Annotated in this window: 11 protein-coding genes; 3 read left to right on the top strand and 8 right to left on the bottom strand. The window is 47.1% G+C overall.

The features are described 5' to 3' along the window. Together RWJ96_RS06445 and RWJ96_RS06440 are read left to right on the top strand one after the other, a co-directional pair. Positions 1-564, top strand: a 564-nt coding sequence (locus RWJ96_RS06445) for an NAD(P)/FAD-dependent oxidoreductase (RefSeq protein WP_314019555.1), incomplete at its 5' end; no start/stop codon positions are given. A gap of 1 nt (position 565) precedes the next feature. After that, on the top strand, positions 566-2,236 hold the full coding sequence (locus RWJ96_RS06440; protein ID WP_314019554.1) for an FAD-dependent protein: 1,671 nt from the start codon (positions 566-568) through the stop codon (positions 2,234-2,236). Here the strand turns inward: RWJ96_RS06440 and uvrB are convergent. Beyond that, the gene (uvrB, locus tag RWJ96_RS06435; protein ID WP_314019553.1) at positions 2,233-4,473 is read right to left on the bottom strand and encodes an excinuclease ABC subunit UvrB; all 2,241 of its coding nucleotides are present in this window, start codon (positions 4,471-4,473) and stop codon (positions 2,233-2,235) included. The two genes, RWJ96_RS06440 and uvrB, sit on opposite strands and share 4 nt — an antisense overlap. 176 nt (positions 4,474-4,649) lie before the next feature. Here uvrB and RWJ96_RS06430 point away from each other — a divergent pair, with 176 nt between their 5' ends. After that, the gene (locus RWJ96_RS06430) at positions 4,650-6,734 is read left to right on the top strand and encodes a tetratricopeptide repeat protein (protein ID WP_314019552.1); all 2,085 of its coding nucleotides are present in this window, start codon (positions 4,650-4,652) and stop codon (positions 6,732-6,734) included. A 21-nt stretch (positions 6,735-6,755) separates the two neighbouring features. Here the strand turns inward: RWJ96_RS06430 and coaE are convergent, their stop codons facing one another. The 7 genes from coaE to RWJ96_RS06395 form a co-directional block, all read right to left on the bottom strand. Further along, complete coding sequence (coaE, locus tag RWJ96_RS06425) at positions 6,756-7,370, bottom strand: dephospho-CoA kinase (protein WP_314019551.1); 615 nt, start codon at positions 7,368-7,370, stop codon at positions 6,756-6,758. A gap of 11 nt (positions 7,371-7,381) precedes the next feature. Then, positions 7,382-8,011 carry an ATP-binding cassette domain-containing protein gene (locus RWJ96_RS06420; protein WP_314019549.1) on the bottom strand — a complete coding sequence of 210 codons (630 nt, stop codon included), beginning with the start codon at positions 8,009-8,011 and terminating at the stop codon, positions 7,382-7,384. Continuing rightward, entirely contained in the window at positions 8,008-8,925 is a 918-nt protein-coding gene (locus tag RWJ96_RS06415) for an ABC transporter permease subunit (RefSeq protein WP_314019548.1), read from the bottom strand. Before RWJ96_RS06415 ends, RWJ96_RS06420 begins: the two co-directional genes overlap by 4 nt. Then, on the bottom strand, positions 8,915-9,931 hold the full coding sequence (locus RWJ96_RS06410) for an ABC transporter substrate-binding protein (protein WP_314007616.1): 1,017 nt from the start codon (positions 9,929-9,931) through the stop codon (positions 8,915-8,917). The genes RWJ96_RS06415 and RWJ96_RS06410 overlap by 11 nt, the downstream gene beginning before the upstream one ends. 133 nt (positions 9,932-10,064) lie before the next feature. Beyond that, a complete protein-coding gene (locus tag RWJ96_RS06405; RefSeq protein WP_314019547.1) occupies positions 10,065-11,126 on the bottom strand; it encodes a M20/M25/M40 family metallo-hydrolase in 1,062 nt (353 codons plus the stop codon). A gap of 9 nt (positions 11,127-11,135) precedes the next feature. Continuing rightward, a complete protein-coding gene (pepT, locus tag RWJ96_RS06400; protein ID WP_314019546.1) occupies positions 11,136-12,386 on the bottom strand; it encodes a peptidase T in 1,251 nt (416 codons plus the stop codon). 62 nt (positions 12,387-12,448) lie between these two features. Then, positions 12,449-13,189 (bottom strand): gamma-glutamyl-gamma-aminobutyrate hydrolase family protein (locus RWJ96_RS06395; protein WP_314019545.1); only part of this gene is annotated, 741 nt, incomplete at its 5' end.

Below are 13,189 nucleotides of genomic sequence, written 5' to 3'. Positions count from 1 at the left end.
AGCCTGGATGGCAAACGTGTCCGTGCGCATGCAGCTCTTGTAAGAGACGGCGTTGTGCTCAAACAGGAATCTGGCGAGCTGCTTTTTAGGTCATTTGGACTTTCGGGCATCATGATTTTCAACTTATCTCGCACAGCCCTACCTGGCGACGTGCTTGAGATTGATCTTCTCCCCCAGCTTACGGAAGAGGAAGTTGCGGCAGCTGTGGCAGCTCACACCACTGACGGTCTTCTCGACCCACAGATTGCTGCTTTTCTGGGCGCTCATGACTCAGTTGAAGCCACTGTTGCCAAAGCTCACAAAATCACTTTTACCGTTACCGGTACATCCTCCAAAGTTGTTCCACAGGTCTGTATTGGTGGAATTTCCATCGATCAAGTGGACACAAACACCCTTGAAGCGCATGGCGTTCCTGGTCTGTTTATTATGGGAGAAGCTCTTGATATTGACGCTCAATGTGGAGGCTTTAACCTCTCGTGGGCATGGAAGAGCGGGATGGTTGCTGGTCTGGCTGCCGCAAAAAGCGCTGGTCAGAATTGCGAATCTTTGAAAGAGGACAACTAACATGCTGGAAATATCAAACATTAAAGTTCATGTTGCGCCTCTTCGTAAGCATCCCGCTAAAGAATCAAAGGTGGGATTTGACGCACTCCTTCGTACTCTCCGAGTCTCTGCGGATGAAGTTACCTCCTATGAGCTGCATAAACGCTCAATTGATGCACGTAAAAGAAACGATATTGTTCTTATCCTCACCTACCACGTAAATCTTAAAGGTGGGTCTGCAGCGGAACAAAAACTTCTGAGCAAAATTCAAGGTAAACCTGCAGCAAAGCATATCAAGCTTGCAGAGCCAAATACTTTTGTGCTCCCCAAAGCAACGCAACCTGCTCCTTCAGAGAACCGTCCCGTTGTTGTAGGAGCTGGATGTGCAGGCCTGTTTTGTGCGCTGACGCTTGCCAAAGCTGGGCTTAATCCCCTGCTAATCGAACGCGGAGATGACGCAACGAGAAGAACTGCTGCAGTGGAGCATCATAACCAAACTGGTCAGCTAGATCTTGAGAGCAATATTCAGTTTGGCCTTGGAGGCGCCGGCACGTTTTCTGATGGAAAACTCAACACGGGCACCAAGAGCGCTTCTCATCGCTTTATTCTTGAGACTTTTGTTAAGGCGGGCGCACAGAAAAATATTTTGTGGGACGCAAAACCCCACGTAGGAAGTGATGTTCTTCCCACCGTTGTGACCAACATTGTCAAAATGATTGAAGACGCTGGCGGAACCGTTGCGTTTAGGACAAAGCTCACCTCCCTAGAGCGAACCTCAGATGGCTCTCTTTCTGCATTTCAGATTGAAAGAACCACTCCAGACGGTTCAGTTCAACCTGAAACCATACAGACTCGCACGGTGATTCTTGCAACTGGACACTCAAGTAGAGACACGTATGTCATGCTCAAAGACAAGGGCATCTCTATGGAGAGAAAAACCTTTGCCATGGGCGTGCGAATTGAGCACCTTCAGTCTCAAATCAACAAATCGTTGTACGGTCCCGAAGCAACCAATCCCGTACTTGGAGCGGCACCCTACAAGCTTTCTGTTCACCTTCCCTCTGGTAGAAGCGCCTTCTCGTTCTGCATGTGCCCTGGTGGCTATGTTGTTTCTGCAGCGAGCGAGAAGGACGGCGTAGTCACAAACGGTATGAGCCTGTCTGACCGCGCGGGCAAAAATGCCAACTCCGGCCTGTTAGCTAACGTCTATCCAGAAGATCTACCAGGAGACGACGTGCTTGCTGGCATTGAGCTGCAACGCTCTTGTGAGCAGGCGGCCTTTAAAGCAGGTGGAGGTGCCTATGTTGCTCCTGCTCAGCTAGTTGGTGACTTCCTACACAAGAAAGCTTCTACTGGACCTCGTTCGGTAAAACCAACGTATCCGCGTGGTGTTACCTGGACCTCGCTTGAAGACTGTCTGCCACCCTACGTCTTACAAACCTTGCGAGAAGCCCTTCTGGTCATGGATAAAAAGCTTCATGGCTTTGCGCATCCCGATGCTGTGCTTACGGGCGTTGAAACACGGTCAAGCTCTCCTGTAAGAATTACCCGCGATGAAACAGGACAAAGTATTAACACACCTGGTGTGTGGCCTGTAGGTGAAGGTGCTGGCTATGCGGGCGGCATTATGAGTGCTGCTGCAGATGGCATTAGAATGGCTGAGCTTGTAGTAGAACACTACAACAACGCTTAGTGCTTGCCTCTATAACGTCTGCGAGTTGCGTGAGCACTGCCCTTTCTAGCTCCTGTTTTAAGCCTCTTGATAACATCATCTGACGTAGTACCTTCAAGCTGGCTTCTAATGGCAACAATCTGATCTCTGAGTTCTGCTGCATGCTCATAATCCATAGATGCAGATGCTTCTGCCATCTCTGCTTCCATACCAGAAAGCATTGCTTCGACCTCTGTACGAGGAAGATTTTGTAGCTCTTCAGCAAGCAACTCTGCAGGCATTTCAAGAATTGATTCTTGCTGCTCTTCTAAAGAGTCTTCATCATCTGAGGCGGTGTAGAACTCTCCATTTTTGCGCTTGCGTTTATCAATGTTCTCTGATGCCTCGGCAATAAAACCTGCAATATCTGTAATAGATTTCTTAACGGTTTTAGGCACAATACCGTGCTCTTTGTTAAACGCTTCCTGAATTTCTCGACGCCTTTTTGTTTCATCAATGGCAATGCGCATAGAATCAGTGATTTTATCAGCGTACATAATGACCTGGCCGGAAGCGTTTCTTGCGGCTCTACCCATAGTCTGAATAAGAGACCTTCTGTTTCTTAAGAAACCCTCTTTATCAGCATCAAGAATAGCTACGAGAGAAACCTCTGGAATATCAAGTCCTTCTCGCAAAAGGTTGATTCCAACAAGCACGTCAATTTTTCCCTGACGCAAATCTCTAATGATTTCTACACGGTCAAGTGTAGCTGTATCTGAGTGCATGTAGTTGACTTTGATACCCTCGTCTAACAGGTGATCTGTAAGATCTTCTGCCATTCTTTTAGTAAGCGTGGTAACAAGAACGCGCTCCTTTTTTGCCACACGCTCTTTAACCTCTGAGATAAGGTCATCAATCTGGCCTCTTACCGGTCTAACATCAATCTTTGGATCGAGAAGACCCGTTGGACGAATGATTTGCTGCACCTGTTGCTGAGCAACCGTCTCTTCATAATCTCCAGGAGTTGCGGAAACGTAAATGAACTGTGGAATGCGTCCTTCAAACTCATCAAATCTGAGAGGCCTGTTATCAAGTGCAGAAGGAAGTCTAAATCCGTGATCTACCAGCGTAACCTTACGAGATCTATCACCCTCATACATACCTCTAATTTGAGGAACCGTAACGTGAGACTCATCGATAATGCAAATCATATCTTTAGGGAAATAATCAATGAGCGTATAGGGAGGCTCACCGGGAGCACGCCCATCTAAATGGCGCGAGTAGTTCTCAATACCATTGCAATAACCCATAGTCTCAAGCATCTCTAGATCATAGTTTGTCCTCTGAGCCAGACGCTGAGCTTCTAGCAATTTATCGTTTTCTTTAAGCTCTTTAACACGAGCTTCCATCTCTTCCGAGATGGTTGTAAGAGCATGGGTAATCTTTGGACGCTCAGTAACATAGTGAGATGCTGGCCAAATTGGAATAGCATCAAACTCTCTCAGCACTTCTCCCGTTACATTGCTAACCTCTGAAATACTTTCTACTTCATCACCAAAGAACTCAATACGCAGCGGATTTTCTGCATATGGCGGGAACACGTCAACAACGTCTCCACGCACCCTAAACATGCCACGCTGCAGGTCATAATCATTTCTATCGTACTGGACATCAATAAGATCTTTAATAAAATCATCACGCTCAAGAGGAACGGATTTATCTACATTAGGTGCAAGACCTGCATAATCTTGAGGGCTGCCAATACCATATATACACGATACAGATGCAACTACAATGACATCTCGTCTAGATAGAAGCGATGAAGTTGCCTGGTGACGGAGCTTCTCTACCTCTTCGTTGATGGAAGCGTCTTTTTCTATGTACGTATCAGACTGCGGAACATATGCCTCTGGCTGGTAGTAGTCATAGTACGAGACAAAGTACACAACAGCGTTGTTAGGAAAGAGCTCCTTCATCTCTGAAGCAACCTGTGCAGCCAGTGTTTTATTGGGCTCCATAATAAGCGTGGGGCGGTTGAGCTTCTCGATAGTTTTAGCCATAGAGAAGGTCTTACCCGAACCCGTAACACCTAAGAGCGTCTGGTACCTAAGCCCGTCTTCAATTCCTTGGGCAAGCTTTTCTATTGCCTGTGGCTGATCACCTGCGGGTTCAAAAGGAGATACTACCTGAAGCTTCTCTTCTCCTGCTTCACGACCAAATCGGCACAGTTCAGCACCTATATATTCTTTATGTTGATCTTCAGCATGAGATGCATTCATGAGATTCTCCTTTTCTTGTGAAAGTAGTATACCCCACTTCTCAAAACTGAAACACTTGTTCTATACTATTTATAAATTGCAGTATAGTTTCAAAGTGTGACGGGTAATAAATACATTACCTATATGCGTTAAACTAGCATTTAAATAAACAAGTTACATCAGATAAAGGAGATACCTTGGGCGTCTCAGATCTTTTCTCGCTAAATAAAGCTTCAAAGCAACCTCAGGGTTCTACCCTAGAGAAGATTTTACTGCGCTCAAATAATGTCATTGCCGCTCTTAAAGACCTTGTTGCAAACAATCAGATTGCAGAGGCTGGTCTTCAAGAGATGCTGATGCGCTCTAAAAATCTCGAGAATACCAATCTGCCCAAGGGCGATGTTCATAAGCTGGACAGAACGGGTCGCTGGTGGTTCAACGCTAACACGATGGAGTGTGCACCAGAAGAGTACGATGCATTTATTGCAACTGAGGCTATTCTCAACATTTCACAAGATGTTGAAGCCCTAAAGAATACACATGCTTCTGAGACAGATCTTCAGCTTGTTCGTACTAGCCTTTCGCAGGTAGCAAGCCTCATGCCCAAGTCAGCTTCTCTTTCTGAGCAAGTTGCTCCTTTTAGTGGTAACGCTGACGGCAGCTCAGACTGGATGAAGCGTCTCTGGTTTGCCAACTATGTTGAAAACACGCCATTCCCTTTTAGGATGGTGTACAACTTCTCTTACAATCCACAGCTTGATATTTTGGTATTTGAGTTCTTTGTAGCTCGTCCTCGCTGCTTTAGCTTCTTGTCTGCAGAAAAGGCAGAGCAAATTGCAGCGGCGCGCGCTTACGCACTACGTGCTTCTCTTTGCGTGGCTCGTATGGCACTTCAGAGCTGCAAAATCTCTCGCGTCTGCATCAACGGCAGCTTGCGCGGAGAAGAGCGTATTGTCCTATCCATGGACTTAAACGAGGCTGCCCTTGCTCGCCTCCTGCCCACTGCAGCAAACACTCAAATTGACGGCAACAGCTTCCCACAAGATCCAGCACTCAGGGTGTCTTTTGACCCTGAAGGTTGGTTTAGCGAGGTTGAGCCTTTTATGAAGGCAACGGATGAGTGGGTTTCTCCTCGTAGCTTCTTTGAAATGCCAGACCTTTCTGATCGCCCCTGCTCGCCAGCAGTTACTGCTGTTTGTGGAGCCCAAAAAGTAAGCGATCTTGGATACTCTGAGGCATCTCATCGCATCAGACTTTGGAACACCACTCTCAACAACATTCCAAAAGATGCCTCTACTGCAGATGCAGTTGGTAAATTTGAGGAAGCAAAAGCTTCAACTTCTGATATTTATGCCATTGAAGGCTTTGATAGAGTCATCCATGACCTGGTTGAGGGTACTATTGATTTCTCGGACAGAAGGTCTATGGCCGAGAAATTCCTCTTTGGTTCGCCTTTGCAAAAAACGCTTCAATCCATAAATAACATCATGGATGGAGAGCCAGATGCAGACGCTCTAGAAAAGGTGCTTACAGAGCTTGAGTCTCAGGTTTCACCAACCCTTGATATGGGTCTGTATCTGGATGACTCTGATTCTATCTACAGATATTTTGATTCCCTCTCAGAGCGCGTAGCTTATAACCTTGCATTCCCCAATGAGCCAAGAAAACTGGTGCTTATTCCAGACACCTATTTTATGTCTTTAGCAAGAATGGCTCGCGCCTACAACCTGCTTGAACAGCCAGAAAAAGCAGAACGCTATGCACAAGAAGCCCATAGAATTTCTCCTTTGGGAATTGATGCAACGCTGCTCTTGGTAAGAACATTAGAAGATCAGTCAAAAGTCTTTGAGGCTGCTAAGCTGCTCAAAGACCTTATCGCACATATTTTCTCCAGCTCAGATGTTGCACTGGTGTACTATCGCCTGGCCTATATGGAGTGGAAGCTAGGACGCTCTGACCTTTGTGCAGCTTGCTATCAAATGGCAATAATTATCGGCGGCAGTGTTGCTCAGCCTGCAAAAGAAGAGCTTGAAGACCTTCTCAAGGCAGACGCTTCTGTGAAGAAACTAGATACTCCTCAAGAGGTTTTCTCGTTCCTTAAGCAAAATGGTGTTCCTGTCTTTGACCAGAAAGCTGTGTTTAACAAGGCAGTTGCTATTGGCAGCGCATGTGTTAACGATGGCATTTATTGTGTTGGCCAAAACATGCTCAAGAATTGCCTTGAAATTACCTTTGACGATGCAGCTGCCAAGGTAGAGAGTTCGTTAAGAACACCCTTCTAGAGACCGCGGGTAAGTTATAACCTACTGCTCTGACTGCTGGTTGAACCGAGCGTTTAACCAAAGCTCTACCTGTGCTTTAAGGTCATCGAGGCCCTCAGAGTTCACAAATACCGTATCCGCCTGATTACGCAAATACGTATCAGAAGGCTGATGCGCTATACGCTGCTCAAACTCTTGGCGAGAAGATCCTCGCTGTTCAGCGCGTTCTGCTCTCAATTCCAAAGGCGCTACAACAACAACAACTTCATCAACCAGCTCAAGCAAGTCTTCAACGCGGTCAAGCAGCGGAACCTCTACAAAGCAGAACTGAGCATCTGCAGCCGGCGCCTCTTTTGTAAGGAATTGACGCATATATTCCCTGATAAAAGGCATCTCAAGCTCTTCTAAGAGTTCAGCAGATTCTCTAGTGGCAAAAGCCCTACAACCAAGCTCTCGCCTATTAATCTCATGAGTAACGGGGTCTAATAAATCGTTACCAAAAGCCTCTGCCACACGATACGTACACTCGCATCCAGGTCTCAGAAGCCTACGAGAAACCTCATCAAGGTCAAAGCGCAGACCACCTGCTGCTTCAAACATTTTAGAAACAGTTGATTTACCAGACGCCATTCCGCCGGCGAGAATTACCTTGTACATGTAGTTCACTCCTATAACTGCAGTGCTGTATAAGAGCCTAGCAGTTTTACTTCTTCAGGAGTATGAGTTACCCAAATTACAACTTTTGATTCAATGAACGGTTTGACAGAGGCAATAACCTGCTGCTTAAGCGCTTCATCTAATCCCTTGAGCGGCTCATCAAAGAGCAAGATGTCTGCATCTGCAAAGAGTGTACGTAAAAGAGCAACGCGTCTCTTTTGACCACCGGAAAGCTCAGAAACAGGTTTGTTTTCTGTTCCTTCAAGTCCTACCCCACAAAGCGCCTCTTTAATACGCTCTCGAGCGCTTTGTTTTTGCTCCTTTGAGTGCAACTGTATAGCAAGCATGATATTTGCCATAACGCTCAAGTTTTCTAGCAGTCTATCTTCCTGAAACATCATGACCGTTTTAGCGTCAGGCGATTTAAGCACTGTGCCTGAATCAGCCACTTCAAGACCACAAAGAATACGAAGAAGTGTTGTTTTACCTGCTCCAGAGGGCTCAGAGAGTACGTACACTCCCTTCTCAAACTTGTAGGAAAAATTATCAAGCACAACCGTATTACCAAACGATTTAGTAATGTTTTTTACCTCAAGCAACTGCTCGGTTGCATAGGCACAATTTGTTGTATTCATACTCATGAGCAGCTCTTTTCTAACCTTGCGGCTGCCCATGAAACTAACCGCATCACGATCTTCTCGCCAAGTGCGCTCATCACAATAACCACAAGCGTCCACGCAAAAAGGGCTGGCGTATCCAAATACACTTTAGCGTTATAGAGGTGCTCGCCAATGGAGAATGCGGGAAGGCCAATGACCTCGGCTGCAATTCCCGATTTCCAGCAAAATCCCATGGCAAGTGAGGTAGCTGTCTTAAGCGAAGGCATAAGCTGCGACAAATAAATTGCTTTAATGCGTTGCCAACCGTGAATTTGGTATACATCAGCCATCTCAATAAGCTGCTGGTCAGTGCTGAGGAGCCCCTCAAGCACCGCAATGTAGATGATGGGAAGTGCCATCAAAAATGAAATTGAAATTGAGAGGCAGGGCGTGCGAACCCAGATAAGTAGCAAGATGACAAAGGATGCTACGGGAATTGATTTGATTGTAGAAATTAGCGGCTCAAAAAGAATCTTGATCAACTTGTACTTAAAACTCAAAAACGCCAGCAAGGAACCAGCCGTAAAAGCAAGTGCTCCACCAGCAAAAATACGCAAAAGAGAAAGACCAATAGAAACCCAAAACTCGCGTAGTTGAGCTAGCGAGAAAAGCGTCTGAATGGTCTGAATAGGTGAAGTTAAAACAATATCTTGATTGATGACAACCGCAGCTATCTGCCACACGACAAGCCAAAATACCAGTGCGCCTAAACGTGCTCCCCAGCTAGAAGCAACTTTGCGCACAGTCGGTTTGCCTTGCACGCGGCCCGAACCTTGGGTCTGACCTGCGCTTTGGGCCTGATCGTTTTTCTCGACAGAAAAATCTGCCGAGGCAGCGCCTTTCTCGGCGCTACCTCGGGCAGAAATACTATCTTTTATGTGCGGGTTATGCGCCAAAGTAGAAATCGTCTCCAGGAACCTGTCCGCCTACTGCCTGAGGATTAGCCTCAGCCAGAATGCCTAAATAACTTGAAAGCGCCGTCTTCATATCTGCGCCGTCGATATACGTAATATTACACTTAGGCAACGCAACCTTGGCAATAGGCTCTGGGACAATACCATATTTGCCCACAAGTGTGGCGGCATCGTCTGGATGATCTACCGCAAACTCAACCGAGTCTTTGTAGTGAGAAAGTAAAGCTGTAACGGCATCTGGAGAATCTGAGATAAGCTTTGAGGAAATAATAGTGACGCCTGCAATCAGCTTGCTCTGAGGATTGACAGCCTCCCACTCAGCGCCAAGGTCGATTGCAACGCGAATCTGGCTGTTCTTGCTTTGTGCCACCGTAACAAAAGGCTGTGGGAGCAGCGCAATTCCCTCTGGGTCTTGAGCTAAAGCAGCAACACACTCGGTGTGCTCACTCTTCCACTCAACCTGGACATCCTCGCCAAGCGTCATACCGTTTTTGCTTAACAGATAGGATAAGGCGTACTCAGGAACAGCACCTTTACCAGAGGCGTAGAGTGTCTTTCCCTTAAGATCAGCAAATTTAGAGATAGCGTTACCTGTCTCAACAATGTAGAGAACATTGAGTACATTAAGACAAGCTACCTTGTATGCACCCTTAGTCTTGTTAAAGAGTGTAGCTGCAAGGTTTGCAGGAATAGATGCAACGTCCACATCACCCTGAGCAACCTTGGCAACTACCTGATCAGGAGCATCCAAGATCTCAAAGGAATAGTTGTTGTCCGTGATATTTTGCGCTTCAACCTCACTCATAAACTTAACTAAGCCCATGGCGGTAGGCCCTTTAAGTGTTGCAACTCTTACGGCAACAGGCTCAGACTTTTTTTTCTCTTCTGAAGCATTTTCTTGAGGCTTCTCTTGACCTGTTCCAGAACAGCCGAAAAGTGCAGCAGCTGGAATAAGACCTGCAAGCTTAAGAAACGAACGTCTATCCATGAATCACTCCTGACTCGAAAAGTTAACTAAGGCTACCTTATCACGTCTATGGCAAAATTCATACGATATACAGCATATCTTGCAAACTCTTTGATACATCCATAAGAGCAAGCTGCACCCATGGCGAGAAAAACTAGTTCTTCTCGCCATATCCAAGGACGTACGCACGGCACAGGTTCTCGGTACCGATGATTGCATCAATGTGGCAACGCTCGCGACCGTGAGTGTTGAGACATGCTGGACCAAATGCGCCGCTCTTAAGATCGTTGCCGGAGAAATATGCAGCGTTAGCATCAGTTGAGAAGTGGAAGGCAACCTGCTGGTTCCACTTTTCTGGCTCAACAACCTCCTGCGCACACGCAATAAGTTTGTTGGAAACTTCCCAATCGTAAGGCGAGCGAATATCAGAAACAATGATGCCTACGTGGTGCTCGTTTGAATTGTAGTCAGGGCCAATAAGGGTAATGTCCAGCGATACGTACTCATCCACCTCAATAGGCAAGAATGCGCCGCCGTGACCAATCTCCTCGTACATTGGGAATGCAAACAAGGTGTTATAGAGGGGTTTCTCGCCAGATTGCGCCAGCCAACGGAGTGTATGAAGCTGTGCGGCAACACAAGCCTTATCGTCGATAAAGCGAGAAACCATATAGCCGTTGTCATACATCTCAAAGTGAGGATCAATGGCAATAACTGCACCCTCTGAGACGCCCAGCGCACGAGCCTCTTCAGCAGAAGAAACATCAGCAATAAGCGAGATGGACATGTTGTCCTCGTTGCGCTCCATAGTTCGAGCGTCTTCAAAGACGTGAACGGAGTGGTGATTGCAGATTACCTGACCATCAACAACGGAGCCATCTCTGCAGACAACATGGCAGGTCTCGCCCTCAATGCTGTGGTAGTTGATGCCGCCCAGCTGGCGAACGCGCAGTGTGCCGTCTGAATTGAAGCCGCGAACAATCAGGCCAATGGTGTCAAGGTGAGCATTAACGCCCACAGTCTTGCTGGTATCTTTACCCTCTACCAGGACATACGCCGTAGCTTTGTTGTCAATCTGAAGCTCATAGCCCGCCTCGGTGACAAGCTCTCGAAGCAGCTCATGGATGCGCTCGTAGTAGCCAACAGGGCTATCGCACTCAACAAGCTTCTTTGTAGTATCAATCAAATACTGTGTATCAGTTTCAAAATGAGTCATGACTATCTCCTAGTTTTGTGGATGGGTGTAAAGCTCTACCAGGTGCTCCAGCATGTCAACCATACCCTCAAGCTCGGGGACAGGAACAAATTCTCTGACGCCGTGAGCGTTGTAGTAGCAGGCAGAGAGATTGGCGCATGGGAACCCTCTAAAGGAAAGTTGGGATCCGTCGGTGCCGCCACGCATTGGAATGCAGGTCATCTCTACGCCGACCTTCTCGTATGCAGTGCGTGCATTCTCGATTAAGTGCGCATACTCAGGCTTTAATACGATGTCAGCCAAGTTGTGATACTGGTCGTGAATCTCAACGGAAAGTACCTCAGAGCCAATCTGCTTGTTTACATACGCTGCAGCATCAACCATCAACTGCTTACGGCGCTCAACCTTTGCCTGGTCATGGTCTCGAATAATGTAATCAGCGCGAGCAGACTCGCAATCACCGTTGACGCGCTCCAGATAGAAGAAGCCATCATAGCCCTCAGTGAACTCAGGACGTTCCGCAGGTGGAAGCAACTCGTGGAAGCGCATAATTGCCTCGGATGCATTGATCATCTGGCCTTTTGCAGTACCCGTGTGAACCGAAAGTCCGTGAGCACGCACAAACACCTCAGCAGCATTGAAGGTCTCGTAGCAGAACTCGCCAAAGGGACCACCGTCAATGGTGTAACCATACGCAGCACCAAAAGCGTCAAGATCCAGAAGAGCTGCGCCGTGGCCAATCTCCTCATCAGGAACAAACGCAAGTGCAATACGCGGGTGCTTAAGCTCTGGATGCTCTTTGTAGCGAGCGAGCAAGCTGACCAGCATGGCAATGCCAGCCTTGTCATCGCCGCCAAGCAGTGAGGTGCCATCAGTAGTAACCAGCTGCCAGCCAACCATGTGCTCAAGCTGAGGATTAGTCTCCGGGCTAATATAGACCTCTCTGCCCTCACGATCAGAACCAACTACTAGCTTGCCGCCCTCATACGTAACAACCTGAGGATGAACGGGGTTACCCCAAGACTGCCAAGCCGTATCAATGTGGCAGCAGAAACCAAGAGTTGGAAGGTCCTCCAAACCCTTGCTTGCTGGCCAGTGAGCAACCACGTAGGCGTGCTCATCAACGGTTACATTCTCTGCGCCAAGCTCACGAAGGTCAGCTGCAACAACCTCAGCCATCTGGTGCTGAGACTCAGTTGAAGGAACCGTATCTACCGTCAGCGGATTAGACTGAGAAGAAACCTTACAATACGCAATAAATCTATCTAGAACGTCACTCATAAAACTCCCTTACAAAAAACTGCGCTAACCAAATAGTTAACGCAGTTTAGAGTATCAATGTATTAACGAGAAGACCGTGAGGCTCGTGAAGCTGTAACAAAGGATTTCCAAAGTTCGCAATCAGCCTTGCTGTAATGCCATCCATACTCTGGATGCCACTGTACGCCTAAGGCAAACGTCTTCCCCTTGACCTCAGCGCCTTCAATAATGCCGTCTGACGCATAGGCAACTACCGTAAGTTCAGAAGACACCTTTCGGAGTGCCTCATCGTGATATGAATTTGCCTGAATGTCCTCTACCTGGCCCAAGGCGTTGTATAGCAAAGAGTCTTTTTGAACATGAACAGCATGAGCTGGATGATACAGATTTGCTGAATGAGTCCAGAAAGTATGATTTTCTGCTGGCTCCATGGTATGCAGATCTTGTACAAGCGTACCGCCCAGCACAACATTTAAAAGCTGAAGGCCACGGCAAATAGCAAGTAAAGGTTTATCTGCAGCAAGTACCTGCTTTACCAGCTCAAACTCAAGCGCATCTCGTATAGGACACAAACGATTAAGGTCGCGTGGTTCTTCTCCCCAATTGCGAGGGTCAACATCATGACCACCAGTGAGGCAGAAGCCGTCACACATCTCAACAAACTGACCAATAACTTCTGGATCTTCTGTTAAAGGCATCATGATTGGAATGCCGCCAGCTGCAAGAATGGCATCAAACTGAATTTGTGATACAGAAGCAGAATCAGAAAAATTTTCTTCAGGCATCCAACGAGGGGTTACACAGATAAGAGGACGCTCAGAAGC

The organism is Lancefieldella parvula, from assembly GCF_963547875.1.
GTDB lineage: Bacteria > Actinomycetota > Coriobacteriia > Coriobacteriales > Atopobiaceae > Lancefieldella > Lancefieldella parvula_D.
The sequence above is the reverse complement of the archived record's forward strand: the minus strand, read 5'-3'. Positions and strand labels throughout refer to the sequence as shown.